We start from the raw sequence: 18,576 nt of genomic DNA on the forward strand, positions 1-18,576 counted from the left end.
CTGATAAAGGGTATATCAGCCCGAGTCTGACATCGTACTACGACGCTCAAGGAGTAGATTTACAAACGCCACTCAGAGCTAATATGAAAGAAGATAGACCCAAACCTGTGGTAAGACGGCTAATGAAAGCCCGCCGTATCGTTGAAACAGTCATTGGTCAGTTATCAGAACGATTTAATATACAAAAGGTACGAGCAAGAGATTTATGGCATTTGTCTCATCGATTGATTCGTAAGATTCTGTCGCATAATCTGTGCTTTGTACTCAATAAAAAACTTGGTAACCCGCCTCTTCAGTTTGATTTGCTTATTTCAAGTTGAGAGTGGGGTAATATAACGTAAGTGAGTCTTATCATGAGCCAACCAAAACAAGAAAAATCGCTAAATATACTCGTCATTATGGATCCTATTGAGCAGGTTAACTATAAAAAAGACACCAGCCTAGCCATGATGTGGGCCGCTCAAGATCGCGGACATCAGCTTGGTTACTGTCAGATTCATGACTTGTGGTTGGACCGTGGTCAGTTGATGGTTGATACACAGCCGCTTAAAGTGAAGCGTGATCCTACAGATTTTTATACATTGGGCGATAAAGCAACAGGGCCAGTGGGCGACTATGATGTGATCTTGATGCGTAAAGATCCACCGTTTGATATGCGTTTTATCTATACGACCTATATGCTCGATCATGCCAAAGCTGCAGGCGTATTAGTGGTCAATGATCCACAAGCGATTCGTGACTGTAATGAGAAACTGTTTGCCACTTGGTTTAGCAACTATATGAGCCCAACGATTGTGACCAGCAAACAAGCACATATTCGCAAGTTCATCACTGAGCAGCAAGACGTTATCGTCAAACCGTTAGATGGTATGGGCGGCACAGGGATTTTTCGTTTAACTGCTGATAGTCCCAATATTGGTGCCACGCTTGAGATGCTCACAGAGCTTGAAACATTACCCATCATGGCACAGCGTTATCTACCAGAAATCAAAGATGGTGACAAGCGTGTACTCATTGTCGATGGGGTAGTAGTGGACTATTCGTTGGCTCGTATTCCGAGCAAAGGCGAAACCCGAGGTAATCTGGCTGCTGGTGGTCGCGGTGTGGCTATGCCGTTAACGGACGTTGAGCGCCAAGTAGCTGAAGTGGTTGCACCGATCGTTAAGGAAAAAGGTCTAATGTTCGTTGGTTTGGACCTAATCGGTGGCCGTATCACTGAGATTAATGTCACTAGTCCGACCTGTGTACGCGAGATTGATGATCAGTGCGGTACAGATATTGCAACCGACTTTATCATTGCTATTGAAAATAAATTGGTCATTTGAGCAACTGAGTGCTGGCTCTAGCAATAATAGAGTGATTTATTTTTAAGGTATCTGAACAATGGTAAAAAATGGTTATGCTAGTATGTTGTATTGATACGCTATAAATAAGAGCGACTTTATCATTGTCTCACCATGTTTATCAAAGCCAAGTCGCGGTTACTCACGACTTGGATTTTTGTTATTGATAATGAATAAAATACTATATATAAGCTCACTATTTACACTATACTATGCGATATTTTATAGAGTCGTTATTTGTTGATGATTTGAATGTTGGTAGAGTAATAAGTTCTTTATATAAACAAAAAAGATAGGCAGATATACATGAAGACACCGCATATATTAATGATGGCTGCTGGTACAGGCGGGCATGTTTTCCCTGCATTGGCAGTGGCTGAAGAATTGACTCAGCGCGGTGCTGTTATCCATTGGTTAGGCACCCCAAATGGTATGGAAAATGGCTTGGTTCAACCAACTGGCTATAGTTTTCATGCTATCGACATGCAAGGGTTACGTGGTAAGGGAATAGGGCGCTTATTAAAGCTGCCAGTGACTTTGTTGGCAGCGACGATGGCTGCTATAAAAGTAATTCGTAACAATCAGATTGATATTGTTGTCGGCTTTGGTGGTTATGTGACCGCGCCTGGTGGTATTGCCGCACGGTTGACCAAGACGCCACTGATTATCCATGAGCAAAATGCCATCGCTGGCATGAGTAATCGTTATTTGTCTAAGATGGCGACCAAAGTATTGCAAGCCTTTGAGGATACGTTTGCCAATAGTGAGCTTGATGCAAAATTAGAGACAGTTGGTAATCCAGTACGTAATGCTATTACTGGGGTCGATGAACCAACCGTGCGCTATGATGTCAATGATAGCTCACCGCTTAAATTACTTGTGGTTGGTGGCTCACTTGGCGCGCAAGTATTGAATGAGACAGTGCCTAAATCATTGGCACTGATGAATCATGCTTTTGAAGTGCGTCACCAATGTGGTCGTAATAATGAGGCAGCCACACAAGCGGCTTATGATGAGCAGGATTTAAGCATTCATAAGTTTGTCGTACAGCCGTTTATCGATGATATGGCGGCAGCATATAATTGGGCTGATATTATTGTTTGCCGCGCAGGTGCATTGACGGTGACGGAAATTCAGAATGTCGGTATCGCCGCTATTTTTGTGCCGCTACCACATGCCGTTGACGATCACCAAACTGCCAATGCTAAGACACTAACTTCACATGATGCCGCGATTTTATTGCCCCAGTCAGAGCTTACGTCACAGCGTTTGAGTGAAGAGCTTTCTTCCCTTGATAGAGCGAGCTGTTTAGCAATGGCCAAAAAAGGTCACGCTCTTGCCAATCGCAGTGCCAGTAAGCAGGTTGCTGATATTATTTGGCAAGCCCTATAGTTTGTGATTCTATCAGCGGCTATTTTTATGACCAATTATTTTAATTTACTACATTTTACTCGCCTTTAATAAAGAGAATTTCTTATGCCTACTTCTGCAAAAGCTTTACCTAAGCGTTTGATTGAAATACCAGAAATGCGCCGTATTCAGCATTTACACTTTGTAGGTATTGGTGGTTCAGGAATGTGTGGCATTGCAGAGGTGATGAGTAATCAAGGGTATGAAGTCAGTGGATCTGATATTGCTGAGAGTGTAGTTACACGTCGTCTACAGCAAATTGGTATTGATATATCCATTGGTCACGACTCAAAAAACATCGCCAATGCGGATGTTATCGTCGTATCATCAGCGATTGACCGTAGTAACCCTGAGATTAAAGCTGCGCTTGAGGCACGCTTGCCAGTGGTACGTCGCGCGGATATGCTGGGCGAGTTGATGCGCTATCGCCACAGTATTGCTGTTGCAGGTGCTCATGGTAAGACCACAACGACTAGTTTGCTCACTACGATGATGGCAGAAGGTCAGCTCGATCCTACATATGTCATCGGTGGTAAATTAAATGCCTCTGGTAAAAATGCGGCACTAGGTAGCAGTCGTTTTTTAGTTGCAGAAGCCGATGAATCTGATGCATCTTTTTTATCTTTGCACCCTATGGCTGCGATCGTAACTAATATCGATCAAGATCATATGGAAACCTATGAGAACAGTTTTGATAAGCTAAAAGCGGCTTATATTCAGTTTTTACAAAACATGCCGTTTTATGGTTTGGCAGTGGTATGCGGTGATGACCCAGAACTTTACGCGATGATTGATGACATCGGTCGACCTGTATTAACCTTCGGACTCGAGCCTTTTAATGATGTGCAGGGTATTGACCTAGTCACTGAAGGCACCAAGACGCACTTTACTGTTTTGCGCCGTGACCGTGAACCATTACGTTTGACACTCAATATTCCTGGTACTCACAATGTCTATAATGCACTGGCCGCTATAACCATGGCGACTGATGAAGGGGTCGATGATGCAGCGATTACCCGTGCACTTCAGAAGTTCGAAGGCGTTGGCCGCCGCTTTGAGCAGCAAGCTTCTGTAGATATTGATGATGGTAATGTTCTATTGATTGATGATTATGGTCATCACCCAAAAGAAGTCGATGCGACTATCAAAGCTGCCCGTCAAAGTTTCCCTGATCGTCGCTTAGTCATGTTATTTCAGCCACACCGTTTCAGTCGTACGCGTGACTGCTACGATGATTTTGTCGAAGTGCTATCAAGCGTCGATGAGCTATTATTATTAGATGTATATTCAGCAGGTGAAACGCCGATTGCAGGTGCTGATACCAAGTCGTTGGCACGTAGTATTCGTTTACGTGGTGAAGTTGAGCCGACGATTGTAGATAAAGACAATTTGGCGCCTGTAATGCAGCGTTTATTGAAAGCCAATGATATGCTGATTACCCAAGGTGCTGGTAATGTAGGACAGATCGCTGTTGATTTGGCTGCAAATAACCTTTACATCAAGTAAGCTAAAAGAACTTTAGGAACTGTCCTCATGACGACAAATAATGATCAGAAGAATACAAAACATGAAGCCATAGATACTGCTGAAAATGCAGGGGTTTCAAACAATATGAACAGTAATGTAAAAGATGCTAGTCAGTTTGGTAAAGTTGCAGTCGTCTACGGTGGCAGTAGTAATGAGCGTATTATTTCTTTAGACAGTGGTGCAGCGGTATTGCAAGCATTGCAGAACCAAGGAGTTGATGCCACGCATTTTGATCCTAAGCACCAAGACATCACTGAGTTACGTGCGTATGATCGCGTGTTCAACGTTTTGCATGGTCGCGGTGGCGAAGATGGTTTGTTGCAAGGCGTGTTGCAATGGTTTGATATTCCACAAACTGGTTCAGGAATCTTGGCATCAGCACTAGGTATGGACAAAGTACGCACCAAGCAGTTGTGGCAAGGTTGTGGTTTGGCGACAGCGCCCTTTTCATTACTGACCGCAGATACTGACTGGCAGCAAGTGGTCAACATGCTAGGACTACCATTGATTATCAAACCCGTTCACGAAGGCTCAAGCATTGGTATGACGAAAGTCAATAATCTTGATGAGCTTCCTGCTGCTTATGCAACTGCTGTGCAGTGCGGTGATGCGGTAATGGCTGAGCGTTGGATCACTGGGCGCGAGTTTACAATTGTCATCATCGATGATGAGGCGTATCCCGTTATTCGTCTAGAGCCCGCTGATATTACGAATTTTTATGACTTTGAAGCCAAATATAACCGTAATGATACGAGCTATTATATTCCTTGCGGGTTGAGCGCTACCGATGAAAAACATTTACAGGATTTAAGTCTAGCAGCATTTAGGGCTGTTGAAGCAAAAGGATGGGGTCGTATCGATGCTATGCAAGATGCTGCAGGAAATTTTTGGTTACTGGAAATCAATACTGTACCAGGTATGACTAGTCACAGCTTGGTTCCGATGGCCGCTAAGGCTCGAGGTATGGACTTTGATACTCTATGCTGGCATATTTTGGCGCAAACGTTATAGTGAAGTTTTCACTACTGGTACATATATTGATTTGAACAAGTCTAAAGCCTATTTCTATGTTAAAAATAGGGATACGCATATGTTAATGTATCGCTAGAACTGCTATACCACAGCTTCATGTAAACTTGTGTAAATTCGTTGTTACCAGTAAGCGTTAGGCTATTGTTTGATCATAAAATACGTTAATATTGTATGTTATAGGCCACTATGGGCAATGTTTATGTTATTTTGTGAATATAAGCCGTAAGTTAAGAAAAATGTTACGTTTAAATGTGTTTAATAGCATCATATAAATTGTTTTAGTCAAAGACTTTGATAATATATCGACTCAATAGGCTTCTGCGCACTATAGGCATACTCAAATTAATAATTAGCATGATCATTATTATGCAAATATAGGGGTAAAGGTCGTTATGGCTCAAACTGTCAACAAGGTAACTGACTTGATGAGTGATAAAACCCATCGCCCACAAAACAAGCTTCAAGTACCAAACACGGTCAGATATTTTTTTATGGCCATGGTACTAGGATTGCTAGTCCTAATATTGATTATGGGTGGGAAAGCATTACGTGATGCGCCGCCAGCTGCTATTCATGTCAATCATGAAGGTTTGACAGACGTTCAATATCGCTCATTGCAACAAATAATGGATCAGCAAGAGGTGAGTAGTTTTTTTACCTCTGATCTGCAGGCACTGAGAGATATATCCATTGGTCTGGCTTGGGTTGACCAAGTAAGCGTTTCTCGTGATTGGCAGCGTGGTATTGTTGTGACTGCATTACCGAAACAAGCAGTGGCTAATTTTGGTACAGAGCGTTTGGTTGATGCAAAAGGTGCTGTATTCGTTCCTGCAGATAGCAGAGACTTGAGGCAAGAAAAATTTGCTACTTTGCAAGGTGAAATACGTCAAGCACCAGTTATTATGCAGCAAATGCAGCAAGTCAATGATTGGTATTCGCCACTTGGTATGCAAGTCGAAGATATTATTTTGTCACCAAGAATGACATGGTTGATTCGTTTTGATAGTGGGCTACGTATTATTGTAGATAATGAAAATACCGCACAAAAACTATTAAATTTGAGTCAGTTGCTTAGTAACCAACTAAGCGAGCGTCAAGATGAGATTCAATCGGTAGATTTGCGTTATAAAAATGGCTTTACTATTTCTTAAAAAATAGTAGCGCTATAGATATATGAAAGAGTATAGATAGTAGAAAATAAAGAACGATGAAACTTTTTAGTTTTAGCAGTTTCGATAGTATTTAGCACTGAATACACTACATTATAGTGTATTGATAGCGCTTTTTTAAATGATCTAATGGAGACGTCATTTGGTCTCCTGTTTAGCGATAATAATTTGTCTGGTACCATGAAAAATACTGAAAATCTGGTTGTTGTCCATCTAAGTGCCACGGCAGTCTATGTCGTTATCGGTAGCGTTGTCTCTGCAAAAGACATCCGCATTTTGGGCGTGGGACAAGTTAAAAATAGTGGTTTTTATCAAGGTCAAATAAAGCATCGAGAACGTTTGCAGGGAGCTATTAAACAAGCTATTCAAGAAGCAGAAGATACAGCCAATTGCCGTGTACATAGTGTGTGGCTGACATTGGCAACACCTGAGTTATTTAGTAAAAATAGTGCAGGTGAAGTGCAAGTAGAGGATGACGTAGTACGTGCTAAAGATATGGTACAAGCTTTGTCAAACGCTAAGTCACGAGATCTACCATCAGACTATTACTTGATGCATTGTTGTCAGCAAGGTATTTATGTTAACGATCAAGATTTTATAGTTGATGATGCTATTGAGACAATGGCACATAACATTACTGTGATGTATCACATGATGATGATGCCAGTATCTAGTCGCCAAAATATTCAGAAGTTACTGCAAAGTTGTGACGTTGGTATTGATCATATCGTTTTTGATGCTGTGACCAGTGCTGAATATAGCCTAATGAGCGATGAGCGCCAACAGGGTGTGTGTTTGGTAGATATTGGTGCGAGCACCACCAGCATTTGTGTTTATAAAGAAAATAAACTGATATTTACCCATTGTATTGCGACTGGTAGCCATGAAGTTACTATGGATATTTCTGCTGACTTTGGTATCTCAATGATTGAAGCTGAAAAGCTCAAAAAGACTCATGGTACTGCTGATGTACATAGTGTTGATCCCAGCTCATTCTTTCTCTTTAAACCACAAGGGTCAGGTGACGAGATCAATATCAATATTTATAATTTAGCTCGTATTATTGAGGCTCGCTATATCCAAATATTTACGGAAGTTGCTCGTCAGCTACATGAGGCCGACTTAATTGGCTATATTGATAAAGGTATCGTTCTTACTGGTGGCGGTAGCGTGATCAAAGGTATGATACCTTTTGCTAAGAAACTACTCAAAATGCCAGTCGTGTTGACCAATACGCATCCTGCAATTAGTGCGTATAACCAGTTTGATAATGATGAATCATTCAAGCAGTTGAATATTCAGGTTAACGATCGTACTTATCAAACGGCATTTGGTACACTACTATATAGTCAAAGCGAGCAGTTCCGTCGTAGTGAAAAAAGCGAACCTGAAGCCCTTCAGGAAAATAGAGTCACGAGTATTTTTCAAAGTGCGGGGCAACGTTTTGCGAGTGTACTAAAAAAAATACTATAGTGTTTCTTGATAAAATGCCAAGAAAGCTAGCACTTTGTAGAATAGACCTAAATTATTTAAGCAAAAAATGAAGTAATATAAAAAGTAATGATTTGTGTAATGATGACCTATTGTCATCTACGCTAAAATATTAAGCCATAGCCCTATTTTATTTAAATACATTTATATATAGTATGTCGATAGTGCGCCATATGAGTGCGTTACCACGTATTAATCATCACGCTATCTGCAACTGGAGAATCTTTTTTATGTCAAAATACACCATGCCAGATGATAACCAGCTTCAAAATAACGGCCAAGCGAGCTTCACTGTATTCGGTGTTGGCGGCGGTGGCGGTAATGCAGTTGAACATATGGTACAACAAGGAATTAGAGGTGTAACGTTTGTTTGTGCCAATACGGACAAACAAGCACTTGATCGTCTAACTGCGCCGCATAAACTACAGCTGGGTGCAAAAACCAACCGTGGTCTAGGTGCAGGTGCAAACCCAGAAGTTGGTCGTGAAGCGGCAGAAAGCGAAGAAGAATCTATCCGTGCATTACTCGAACATTCAGATATGGTGTTTATTACGGCTGGTATGGGTGGCGGTACAGGTACAGGTGCAGCACCAGTGGTTGCTCGTATTGCTAAGGAAATGGAAGTGTTGACGGTAGCGGTTGTGACCACACCATTTAAATTTGAAGGCGGTAAGCGTATCAAGGCGGCGAAAGCCGGTATCGAGCAGCTAACTAACTTCGTTGACTCTATCATTACTATTCCAAATGATAAATTAATGAGTGTGTACGGCAATATTTCTATGCAAGACGCGTTTAAAAAAGCGGATGATGTACTACTGCATGCGGTGCAAGGTATTGCTGAAACCATCGCTAGCGAAGGTATGATTAATATCGATTTCAACGATATTCGTACTGCGATGACTGCTAAAGGTCATGCAATGATGGGTATTGGCCGTGCAAGTGGGGACGATCGTGCACGTCAAGCGACGGAAAAAGCCATCAGATCACCATTACTTGATGATTTGCGTTTAGAGAATGCTAAGGGTCTATTGGTTAACGTTATTTCTTCTGAGTCGTTATCGCTAGATGAAATGAGCAAAATCAGCATAATAGTGGAAGAGATTACTGATATTGATGATGCTCATATTTTTTATGGTTCAGTCATTGATGAAAAAATGGGTGATGATTTACATGTGACTGTTATTGCAACAGGTTTGACTTTAGATGAAAACGCCGGTAAGGAGCCTGAAGTAGCGGAACAAGTTGTACCTTCTGTGAACAGTACTCAGCCAGTTGATCCTAACTTGCATACCAGTGCGCTAAATAGCCAAAAACAGTCTCAAGCTAAGATGTATCAAGATAGTACTGTTCGTTCGAACCCATCACAAGAGCAGCCTAAAACTAAAACCAACAGTATTCAAGATTATCTAAAACGCCAACAAAATAAATAGTATTTTTAGGTATCATGAACTGCAAAAGCCAGCGTTAATCGCTGGCTTTTTTGTGGTTATAGATAAAGTATATCTGTTTGCAAAAGCGTTATTCTATGATCCTTGTAATAGATATAGTCGGTGAACTACTAAGTTGCTAGGGTGTTATACCTTCTTAGATATATTGCCTGTACAATCTGTAGTCGATTACCTTGTACCCATTTTAGATTTCTTTGACTATAGAGGTAGCATTTTAAGAATCACTAATTATTAACGAGTAGTAGCATAAGACATATCTCGATAATAAATATCGACTTTAATATGGCTACATACATAGGAATAATTATGTTTTTAGATCATGAAAATAGTTTCAGCTTGGTGTGATAAGTGTTATCAATCAAGGAGATAAGAAAAATAGCAGGTTTTAACTGTGGCGAACTAGTGGTCTGTAATGGTACACTATGGCAATTGTAACAAAATATGTGAGAAGACAGTCATGAACCAAAGAACTATAAAAACTGCGATAGCTGTGACAGGTACAGGTCTTCATAGTGGTCAGCCTGTTGACTTGGAGTTTCATCCACAGCCAGTGAATACTGGTATTGTTTTCGAGCGTTCTGATATCGAAGGCAGTCAAGCTATTCCAGCCAGTGCTTGTTTGGTACAAGATACCATGATGTCCTCTAATCTTGTATTTGGTGGTACACGGGTTGGTACGGTCGAGCATTTGCTGAGTGCGATTGCTGGACTTGGAGTCGATAATCTTTTAATCCGTGTTTCTGCCGCTGAAATACCTATTATGGATGGTAGTGCAGCGCCTTTCGTTGCACTGTTACTTGATGCTGGGTTGTGTGAACAAGAAGCTGCAAAAAAGTTCATTAAGATTGTACGACCAGTACGAGTGAAAGTGGATGATAAATGGGCAGAGTTGCGCCCTTATGAAGGGTTTGAGTTGAATTTTGAAATTGATTTTGATCATCCTGCCATCGATAAAGACTTTCAACATGCACAACTACAGTTTTCTACGCAAAACTTCATTGAGCAATTGAGCTCGGCACGTACTTTTGGTTTTTTACGTGATATTGAAGCACTACGTCAGAATAACTTGGCATTGGGTGGCAGTATGGACAATGCTATTGTTATTGATGAGGCAAACATTCTTAACGAAGAAGGTTTGCGTTTTAATGATGAGTTTGTTCGCCATAAAATTTTAGACGCCTTGGGTGATTTATATTTGATTGGTTATCCAATTATAGGTCGTTTTAACGCTTACAAATCTGGTCATGCGTTAAATAACTTATTGGTGCGAGAGATTTTATCTAACCATGATAACTTTGAAATTGTAACTTTTGATGACAATGTAACCTGTCCTATTGAATATTTACCGATGAAAGGGCTAGTTGTTGAAGCGTGAAGAGGGGAATATACAGGAAGTATCGAAACATTGACGCAATATTACATACGGCGTCTATAATTACATCTTTATAATATTAAAAAATATGAATACACACTCAATATTATTTTGATAGCTTTACTCTAAGCTAGAGTATGCAAAAGCTGTAGATAGTTTTTAAATCATCTGTTGGCTCTATTCATATTATGAATAGAGCCAACAGATGATTTTTTTTATTTGCTCCATTACAAACTTCCATTGTTTTTATTCGATTTTTACATTCTTATTTACATAACTTTACATTAAACAGCCGAGTCTTTTTAATGTTTTGCTAAGCGTAATAGTGCTTTTTTGAGGTTTTCATCAGTGGTGACATGCTCTGCAGCCTGTGATATAGTCCGTTTTATGTTTTGGCTAAGCACCTGATTTTCATTAGCTTTATCAGCCTTAGAAAATTCTGTTGAGAGTGTTGATGCTTGCTTAGATGAGTGATTATTATTCGATTTACTAACGACTACGACGCGGATTTTTTTGAGTTGTTTAAATGTAATTGATTGCTCTGTTAGTACTTGCAAATAAGCATTTTGTAGATAACGGATGTGATTCGCAGCAGTTATTGAGCCAACACTGAGTATTAACTGTTCAGAAGTGAAGCCTACGACCCAACAGGTATTGAGGATTTCCTCAGGTAGACAGTCTACCAATAGCTCTTTTACCTCATTGGTCGTTTGTATATATAGACGCATATTATCAGCAAGTGTTTGAGGTAGTGCGCTACCAGCAAAAGCTTGGTGATCGATAAGCTGGGCAAGCCGATTAGGTTGTTTTTTTGACATCGTAATGACTCATCTAATAGGTGACAAAATCGATACTCATAACAGATATGCTAAAGAGATATATGTTAAACGATTTGTGTGAGAGCTGACTAGTCAGATATTTATATCTGTATTAGTCATTACAGAAGAAAGAGCGAAATGTTGTAATTAGGATTTTATCATGTTTGTTTAATGATTATATCCTCCTAACTTAATTGATGCTTCGTTATGGATGACGAGCGGTCTGGTATTAACAATAGGTAGTAAATTTATGAAACAAGCTTTATTAATTTTGTCAGTATTGGGAATGGGTATAGCACAGGCAAATGGTGCTGTCGAAACCACCTTTCAGCCAAATAATACCTTGAGTCATAGTAGATCCACTGTTCCTACTGCGAACTACGCTTCTAGTAGCAACATCTATAGCACTAAAAGTGGTGCTCATGTATATAGTAATGATGAGATCAGCCAAGCCATCGATAGTTTAAGCGCACATGCTAAGCAAAAAGAATATCAGCTTGCTTCGTTGACCAGCCGTTTGTCTTATGAGCAGCGTCAGCAGCAAGCAAGTCTTGTTCCTGATCGTTATTCAGCGCCTGCTATTGCAGCAGCAAATGCATCGCGAGCTGCTTTATCTAGAAGTTCTGGTTATTGTGCTCGTTATGTACGTAAAGCACTGCAATCAGCTGGTTATGAATTTACGCCTAATCCTTCAGCCTATCAATACGCCTCTCGTGGCACGCTAGCGCAAGCTGGTTTTACTAAAATTAGTAACGATACGCAACCACAAGTCGGTGATGTGGTTGTTTACGATCGAACCTCAAGACGTCCACATGGTCATATTCAAATATTTGATGGTAATGACTGGGTATCTGACTTCCGTCAAAACAGTATAAGCCCATACAGTGGTCATCATAATTATACGACATGGCGTGATTCAAAATACGTTGATGATGCATCAAATCGTGGTATCTATCTTGCTATGGCTGACAAATAGTTAGTAGTCAGTTAGCTACGCATATGAGTGTATTCAATTGAACACTTTTTCTAGACTCAGTAATGTTGTTTATAACATTACTGAGTTTTTTATTTTGAGTAGCAGGTTTTAATTGAGAGTGTTAGGCTTTTTGTTGCTTGAGTATTGATTAGAAAAGGTGGTTTTAATAACCTAAGATGTGTCCTAGTTCTTATAACCATTGTTCGAATGAGAGTACAGCCTAGCCGAGTTAAATTTCACCTTTTGACCAGTAATGGCAATTATGAAAATCAGGCGGTGTCGGATGAGAGACTGCAAAGTATAGAGCAGTTTTATTTAGCCATAAAATAACACAGGGGTGTATGTACTCGATAGGCGTGCCATACATGGCATATTTGTTATTAGATACTTGGGTTATAGGTATATTGAAGCTTTGTTCAAAATCAATAGGTTTGGAGGTTTTCGATGAAGGTTCAGATGTCTTAGTTTGTGTTAGGGTTATGGCTGGTTTGATATAGCCGCTCCAATCAATAGAAGCACGTGTTTTATTGTCTGTTAGCATCAGAGGCGTAGGTGGCAGAATTACGGGCTTGCGGTAGCTTTCAAATTGATAAAGTGCATAACGACCGTCTGGACTGGCATTGATTTCAATATAGGGTGATGTGTTTTTATCTATACGATTGTTATTAATTAGATCGTCAGCGATAAAGCACTCAAGGCAAGTCTCCTCCCATAAGTAGTCAGCAAAGCCAACTTGCTCTACCTTCCAGGTTGGCCAGTTGAGTTGGCTTATCAAAGATGGAGTAGGTAAGCTAATTTGATAATTAAACTGTAAACACATTACTGGTTGGTGGATCACTGTAAGGCTAACAGCAATACGAATATTTTTTAGTTCATCTATAGTGCTATTAAGCTGTTTTGCATCAGCTACTATTGTGTCATTTGCTAAGCATAAATGAAAAGTTTGGCTCATAATTTGATAACGTCCAACATTTAAAAATAAGAATCATAAAATATCTTATCTGCTAACTGCTTTCATTTTTATAAAAAATTCTATTTAGGGTAAGCGATAAGTATGAAATAGGATATATATAGCATAAAAGCCGCGAGCAAAATTGCATCGCGGCTTTTATGTACTACCTAAATGATTTATCTGTCTGATAAATCATTTAGGATAGTAAAATGCACATTAAGTGGATATAAAAGAAATACTACGCGTGACGTGCGAGGTTAGACAGTTTCGGGTTGGCATTTGGGTTTTGGCGTAATAACAATGCCATACGACCGATAGAGTGAACCAAAGACGCATTCGCTGCTGCTGCAAGTTCAGCTCCCACGATGTCACGCTCTTCTTTTGTTCCTGCTGGCAGCTTTACTTTAATAAGTTCATGATCTGATAAAGCGCGATCGATTTCTTCAGTAATGGTCGGAGTGATACCTTTATTGCCAATCATCACAATTGGTTTGAGTTCGTGACCAATGCCTCTTAGGCGTTTGATTGTAGCATTATCGAGTTGCATAGAGTTCCTAGGTGTTGGTAAAAATAAAAGACAGTGCTATTAAAAGCAGTTGGTGACCATTATAGATAATCTATAGTCAGATTGCATGATATCAGCAGGATTTTGCACGATTTTACGTGATGAAAATGTTAAACTAAATATTTAGTCACATTATAAACGCTACTGTCTTATAAAACAGTGTTTTAACCCATAGAATTTGATCAGTTTGACACTATAAAATAAGTTTATGACCTGATTGATGATTGCTTTAAAATCATTGAGCTCATCTAAAAAATCTATTTGATAAATGAATGGCTATTGAATGAATATGTATTCATGTTTTGTAATGTAATAGGAGCAGGTATTTTGGCCACGCGTATCGAAAATAAAAAGCTGTCAAAGAGTAGCAGCGCTTGGATGAAAGAGCATATTGATGACCATTATGTGCAAAAGGCTCAAAAAGAAGGCTATCGTGCCCGTGCTGCTTATAAATTATTAGAGATCAATGAAAAAACTAACCTGATTAAAAAAGGTATGACAGTCGTAGATTTAGGTAGTGCTCCTGGTAGTTGGTCGCAAGTAGCTGGTCAGTTGGTAGGCGAGCAAGGCATCTTGATTGCTTCTGATATTTTGGCTATGGATACGTTGCCTGATGTTACCTTTATTCAAGGCGACTTTCGTGAAGCAGAGGTGTTTGATAACATCATGGCAGAGGTTGGTGATAGACAAGTTGATGTGGTGTTGTCTGATATGGCACCGAATACAGCCGGTAACAGTGCTATCGATCAACCACGTATGATGTACTTATGTGAATTGGCAGTGGACTTTGCTTTAGCAACCTTACCAGAAGGTGGCGCGCTTATTATGAAAGTGTTTCAAGGTGAAGGAACGCAAGAATTACGCAAGCAGATGCAGCATGATTTTAGTAAAATTCGTAGTATCAAACCAGGCGCTTCACGACCACGATCAAAAGAGATGTTTTGGGTAGCTATTAAGTAGTTTGGACTGCGATGAGTTACTACTATTGCAAATGAGATATTGTGTCACCATAAAATATATCTAATTGATATATTAAACTCATTACAATCGTTGATTGAATAATAGTGAAATCTGCTTGAATTATGCAGGTTAGTACCACATATCATGGTATATTAACTTTGTTTTAGGCAAAGTCGTCTGACAATAAGCGCTTGATAAGCTCATCTATGATAGAGTCATATGTTATTGATATTTATCATATGTTATATCTGTTTTGATAAATAGTTTAATATGCATAAGTTATGGGTCATAAGATTCTAGTGTTGAAAAAGTTATCAAAAATGAGTATTACGTTTATAGACGTCACGTGTTTAATAAACACACCAATAAGTAAGGGATGGGAATAACTAGTGAGCGACATGGTAAAAAATACCTTATTGTGGCTGGTGGTAATCGGCGTTTTAGTACTGGTGTTTAGCGGCTTTGATCAATCATCTGAGCCGGATAGCCTTAACTACTCTGAGTTTGTGACCGCTGTGTCAGAAAACCAAGTAGCCAGTGTTGAAATCGACGGTGAAGAGATCACTGGCGAGAAGAAAAATGGTTCATCTTTTGAGACCATTAGACCTGCTGTGTCAGATGACGAGCTTATGCCATTGCTGCGTGAAAACCAAGTCGAAGTTCAAGGGACTGCACCAAAGCGTCAAAGCGTATTGATGCAACTACTGATCGCCAGTTTCCCGATTCTATTGATCATCGGACTGTTCTTATTCTTCATGCGTAATATGCAAGGTGGTGCTGGCGGCAAAGGTGGCGGCCCAATGAGCTTTGGTAAATCTAAAGCTAAAATGCTGACTGAAGACCAGGTTAATGTCGATTTTGAAGATGTGGCTGGTTGTGAAGAAGCCAAAGAAGAAGTGGTAGAGGTCGTTGACTTTTTACGTGATCCAGATAAATTTACCAAACTTGGTGCAACCATTCCACGTGGTATTTTGATGGTAGGCCCACCTGGTACTGGTAAGACACTATTGGCACGAGCCATTGCTGGTGAGGCTAAAGTACCATTTTTCTCAATTTCAGGCTCTGACTTTGTTGAGATGTTTGTTGGTGTTGGTGCATCTCGTGTACGTGACATGTTTGAACAAGCGAAAAAAAGCGCACCATGTATCATTTTTATTGATGAGATTGACGCAGTCGGTCGTCATCGTGGCTCTGGTATGGGTGGCGGTAATGATGAGCGTGAGCAGACGCTGAACCAACTATTGGTTGAGATGGATGGCTTTGAAGGTAATGAAGGCGTTATTGTAATTGCCGCGACTAACCGTGCAGACGTTCTTGATAAAGCATTGCTACGTCCAGGTCGTTTTGATCGTCAGGTACAAGTTGGCTTGCCAGATATCAAAGGCCGTGAGCAAATCTTAAAAGTCCACTTGAGGAAGCTACCAAACACTATTGGTGTGGACGCCAATGCACTTGCTCGTGGCACACCTGGATTCAGTGGTGCACAGCTAGCCAACTTGGTTAACGAAGCAGCACTGTTTGCGGCGCGTCGCAACAAGACTAGTGTCGATATGAATGACTTTGAAGATGCGAAAGACAAGCTTTATATGGGTCCTGAGCGTAAGTCTATGGTTATACGTGAAGAAGAGCGCCGTGCAACAGCTTATCATGAGTCAGGTCATGCCTTAGTCGCTGAGTTGCTACCTGGCACAGATCCGGTACATAAAGTAACGATTATGCCGCGTGGTTTTGCTCTTGGTGTTACTTGGCAGTTGCCTGAGCATGATCAAACTAGCATGTATAAATCTAAGATGTTAAATGATATTGCAATCTTATTCGGTGGTCGTATCGCTGAAGAAGTCTTTATCAATCAGATGTCAACGGGTGCCTCAAACGACTTTGAACGTGCAACCAAAATGGCGCGAGCTATGGTTACCAAATATGGTATGTCTGATGCACTTGGTGTTATGGTGTACGAAGATGAAGATAGTTCACAGGGCTATTTTGGCTCTAGTAATCGTACGATTTCTGAAGCCACACAGCAAAAGGTGGATGAAGAAGTACGTCGTATGCTAGAAGAGCAGTATGATATCGCTCGTGAGCTTATCGAAGGTAACCAAGAGAAAATGCATGCTATGGTTGAGGCATTGATGAAGTGGGAAACGATTGACCGTGATCAGTTGCAAGATATATTAGCAGGTGAAGAGCCACGCCCACCAAGAGTCTATCAGCCCAATGAAGTAAATCTGTCAAAAAATGATGTGAAAACGACAGGCCCAACACCGCCGCCATTACCTGCGATGTAAGTTTACAGACATTGAAGTTAGATTTAATACGTTAATTAAAAAAGCCCTTTTTCATAAAGGGCTTTTTTATTGCTGTCATTTTATTAAGGGTTTAGAACAGTATAAGATTTACTGGTATCATGAGAGTACCTAGTAAGAATTAAAACCACATTACATATTTACTTATGATGGATTATTGATGTCACTATTCCAATCTTTACCCACTTACCAAATATCTAGCCGTGATAAAACTTTAGATTTGTCGCAGCCGCATATTATGGGCATACTCAATGTTACACCAGATTCATTCTCAGATGGAGGACAGTTTACTGCTATAGATAAGGCAGTTGATCATTGTCAGCAAATGATAGCGGAAGGTGCCACTATTATTGATATTGGTGGTGAATCTACTCGTCCAAATGCTGATGTGGTAGCCACTAGTGATGAGATAAAGCGTGTTATACCAGTTGTCAAAGCTATACGAAAAAATTTCGGTCATGATATTTGGCTGTCTATTGATACCAGTAATCCAGCGGTCATGGCAGCTGCATTCGAAGCAGGTGCTGATATCTGGAACGATGTAAGAGCGCTTAAACGTGAGGGTGCCGCCATATTAGCTGCTGAACTTAATATACCAGTTATGCTCATGCACATGCGCGGTGAGCCCACAACAATGAATAGTTTGGCACAGTACAATGATGTGATAAACGATGTCAGTACCGAGTTATTAGCTCGTGTTGATGAAGTGACTAGCATCGGTGTCAAGCGTGACAAACTGGTTATCGACCCAGGTTTTGGTTTTGCTAAAAACTATGAGCATCACTGCGCATTACTAAGTCAATTGAGCCGCTTACAGGCACTTGGTTTACCGATGATGTTTGGTATTTCACGCAAGCGTTTTTTAGCAGAAGTATTAACCAACAGTGGCGTTAAAGCAGTTGCGATGACTCAAGCAGCAGAACGAGATATGATAGGTACAGCAGCTGGCATTTTTGCGTTACAACAAGGTGCCAGTATCATTCGAACCCATAATGTGGCGATGATGCAGCAATCAATTGCGCTCTGGCATCAGCTGTCTGAGTACCAGCGTTAGATGAGCACATCGCTTAAATATAATATAACTTAGATTAACACATGAAGTGCAATACCAAATGCAAGGTGAAAAAAAGACCTAGATGCGCTAGCATCAAAGTTTTTATCCACCGACCAAAGTGAGATTGCAACCATGAGCTATACACATCTAAGCCTA

Annotated in this window: 16 protein-coding genes; 13 read left to right on the forward strand and 3 right to left on the reverse strand. The window is 40.3% G+C overall.

All coding sequences use genetic code 11. The features are described from left to right. From EI164_RS08535 to lpxC, 9 genes are all read left to right on the forward strand, one after another. Positions 1–320 (forward strand): transposase (locus EI164_RS08535; protein ID WP_318779513.1); only part of this gene is annotated, 320 nt, incomplete at its 5' end. 33 nt (positions 321–353) lie between these two features. Continuing rightward, a complete protein-coding gene (gshB, locus tag EI164_RS08540; RefSeq protein ID WP_192519555.1) occupies positions 354–1,325 on the forward strand; it encodes a glutathione synthase in 972 nt (323 codons plus the stop codon). 324 nt (positions 1,326–1,649) lie between these two features. Then, entirely contained in the window at positions 1,650–2,735 is a 1,086-nt protein-coding gene (gene murG, locus EI164_RS08545) for an undecaprenyldiphospho-muramoylpentapeptide beta-N-acetylglucosaminyltransferase (protein ID WP_192519556.1), read from the forward strand. 84 nt (positions 2,736–2,819) lie between these two features. Then, positions 2,820–4,259, forward strand: coding sequence for a UDP-N-acetylmuramate--L-alanine ligase (gene murC / locus EI164_RS08550; protein WP_192519557.1), 1,440 nt, complete (start codon positions 2,820–2,822; stop codon positions 4,257–4,259). Between the two features lie 105 nt (positions 4,260–4,364). Further along, positions 4,365–5,291, forward strand: a complete 927-nt coding sequence (locus tag EI164_RS08555) for a D-alanine--D-alanine ligase (protein ID WP_192519567.1) — start codon at positions 4,365–4,367, stop codon at positions 5,289–5,291. Between the two features lie 413 nt (positions 5,292–5,704). Further along, positions 5,705–6,463, forward strand: a complete 759-nt coding sequence (locus tag EI164_RS08560) for a cell division protein FtsQ/DivIB (RefSeq protein WP_192519558.1) — start codon at positions 5,705–5,707, stop codon at positions 6,461–6,463. A 198-nt stretch (positions 6,464–6,661) separates the two neighbouring features. Then, positions 6,662–7,954, forward strand: a complete 1,293-nt coding sequence (ftsA, locus tag EI164_RS08565) for a cell division protein FtsA (RefSeq protein ID WP_225739192.1) — start codon at positions 6,662–6,664, stop codon at positions 7,952–7,954. Positions 7,955–8,202: 248 nt separating this feature from the next. Continuing rightward, the gene (gene ftsZ / locus EI164_RS08570) at positions 8,203–9,402 is read left to right on the forward strand and encodes a cell division protein FtsZ (protein ID WP_192519560.1); all 1,200 of its coding nucleotides are present in this window, start codon (positions 8,203–8,205) and stop codon (positions 9,400–9,402) included. A gap of 475 nt (positions 9,403–9,877) precedes the next feature. Next, positions 9,878–10,795 carry a UDP-3-O-acyl-N-acetylglucosamine deacetylase gene (lpxC, locus tag EI164_RS08575; RefSeq protein ID WP_192519561.1) on the forward strand — a complete coding sequence of 306 codons (918 nt, stop codon included), beginning with the start codon at positions 9,878–9,880 and terminating at the stop codon, positions 10,793–10,795. Positions 10,796–11,094: 299 nt separating this feature from the next. On the opposite strand, the gene EI164_RS08580 is transcribed toward lpxC, so the two are convergent. Further along, positions 11,095–11,610, reverse strand: a complete 516-nt coding sequence (locus EI164_RS08580; RefSeq protein ID WP_192519562.1) for a hypothetical protein — start codon at positions 11,608–11,610, stop codon at positions 11,095–11,097. A gap of 250 nt (positions 11,611–11,860) precedes the next feature. On the opposite strand from EI164_RS08580, the gene EI164_RS08585 reads away from it, so the two are divergent. Beyond that, positions 11,861–12,586: a CHAP domain-containing protein gene (locus tag EI164_RS08585; protein WP_192519563.1), complete on the forward strand. Its 726-nt coding sequence runs from the start codon at positions 11,861–11,863 to the stop codon at positions 12,584–12,586. A 229-nt stretch (positions 12,587–12,815) separates the two neighbouring features. On the opposite strand, the gene EI164_RS08590 is transcribed toward EI164_RS08585, so the two are convergent. Continuing rightward, entirely contained in the window at positions 12,816–13,538 is a 723-nt protein-coding gene (locus tag EI164_RS08590; RefSeq protein ID WP_192519564.1) for a hypothetical protein, read from the reverse strand. 238 nt (positions 13,539–13,776) lie between these two features. Further along, a complete protein-coding gene (locus tag EI164_RS08595) occupies positions 13,777–14,085 on the reverse strand; it encodes a YhbY family RNA-binding protein (RefSeq protein ID WP_192519565.1) in 309 nt (102 codons plus the stop codon). A 345-nt stretch (positions 14,086–14,430) separates the two neighbouring features. Here EI164_RS08595 and EI164_RS08600 point away from each other — a divergent pair, with 345 nt between their 5' ends. The 3 genes from EI164_RS08600 to folP all read left to right on the forward strand — a co-directional run bounded on the left by EI164_RS08600 (position 14,431) and on the right by folP (position 18,420). Further along, positions 14,431–15,063 carry an RlmE family RNA methyltransferase gene (locus EI164_RS08600; RefSeq protein WP_192519568.1) on the forward strand — a complete coding sequence of 211 codons (633 nt, stop codon included), beginning with the start codon at positions 14,431–14,433 and terminating at the stop codon, positions 15,061–15,063. A 389-nt stretch (positions 15,064–15,452) separates the two neighbouring features. Next, positions 15,453–17,348, forward strand: coding sequence for an ATP-dependent zinc metalloprotease FtsH (gene ftsH, locus EI164_RS08605; RefSeq protein WP_318779533.1), 1,896 nt, complete (start codon positions 15,453–15,455; stop codon positions 17,346–17,348). Between the two features lie 178 nt (positions 17,349–17,526). Then, a complete protein-coding gene (gene folP, locus EI164_RS08610; RefSeq protein WP_192519566.1) occupies positions 17,527–18,420 on the forward strand; it encodes a dihydropteroate synthase in 894 nt (297 codons plus the stop codon). The last annotated feature ends 156 nt before the right edge of the window (positions 18,421–18,576 follow it).

The sequence above is a fragment of the Psychrobacter sp. FME13 genome (assembly GCF_014861395.1).
Lineage (GTDB): Bacteria > Pseudomonadota > Gammaproteobacteria > Pseudomonadales > Moraxellaceae > Psychrobacter.

Excerpts from the sequence above, each read along its gene's own strand:
- gshB (WP_192519555.1), top strand. The coding sequence starts at position 354 with ATGAGCCAACCAAAACAAGAAAAATCGCTAAATATACTCGTCATTATG.
- murG (WP_192519556.1), top strand. The coding sequence starts at position 1,650 with ATGAAGACACCGCATATATTAATGATGGCTGCTGGTACAGGCGGGCAT.
- murC (WP_192519557.1), top strand. The coding sequence starts at position 2,820 with ATGCCTACTTCTGCAAAAGCTTTACCTAAGCGTTTGATTGAAATACCA.
- EI164_RS08555 (WP_192519567.1), top strand. The coding sequence starts at position 4,365 with ATGAACAGTAATGTAAAAGATGCTAGTCAGTTTGGTAAAGTTGCAGTC.
- EI164_RS08560 (WP_192519558.1), top strand. The coding sequence starts at position 5,705 with ATGGCTCAAACTGTCAACAAGGTAACTGACTTGATGAGTGATAAAACC.
- ftsA (WP_225739192.1), top strand. The coding sequence starts at position 6,662 with ATGAAAAATACTGAAAATCTGGTTGTTGTCCATCTAAGTGCCACGGCA.
- ftsZ (WP_192519560.1), top strand. The coding sequence starts at position 8,203 with ATGTCAAAATACACCATGCCAGATGATAACCAGCTTCAAAATAACGGC.
- lpxC (WP_192519561.1), top strand. The coding sequence starts at position 9,878 with ATGAACCAAAGAACTATAAAAACTGCGATAGCTGTGACAGGTACAGGT.
- EI164_RS08580 (WP_192519562.1), bottom strand. The coding sequence starts at position 11,610 with ATGTCAAAAAAACAACCTAATCGGCTTGCCCAGCTTATCGATCACCAA.
- EI164_RS08585 (WP_192519563.1), top strand. The coding sequence starts at position 11,861 with ATGAAACAAGCTTTATTAATTTTGTCAGTATTGGGAATGGGTATAGCA.
- EI164_RS08590 (WP_192519564.1), bottom strand. The coding sequence starts at position 13,538 with ATGAGCCAAACTTTTCATTTATGCTTAGCAAATGACACAATAGTAGCT.
- EI164_RS08595 (WP_192519565.1), bottom strand. The coding sequence starts at position 14,085 with ATGCAACTCGATAATGCTACAATCAAACGCCTAAGAGGCATTGGTCAC.
- folP (WP_192519566.1), top strand. The coding sequence starts at position 17,527 with ATGTCACTATTCCAATCTTTACCCACTTACCAAATATCTAGCCGTGAT.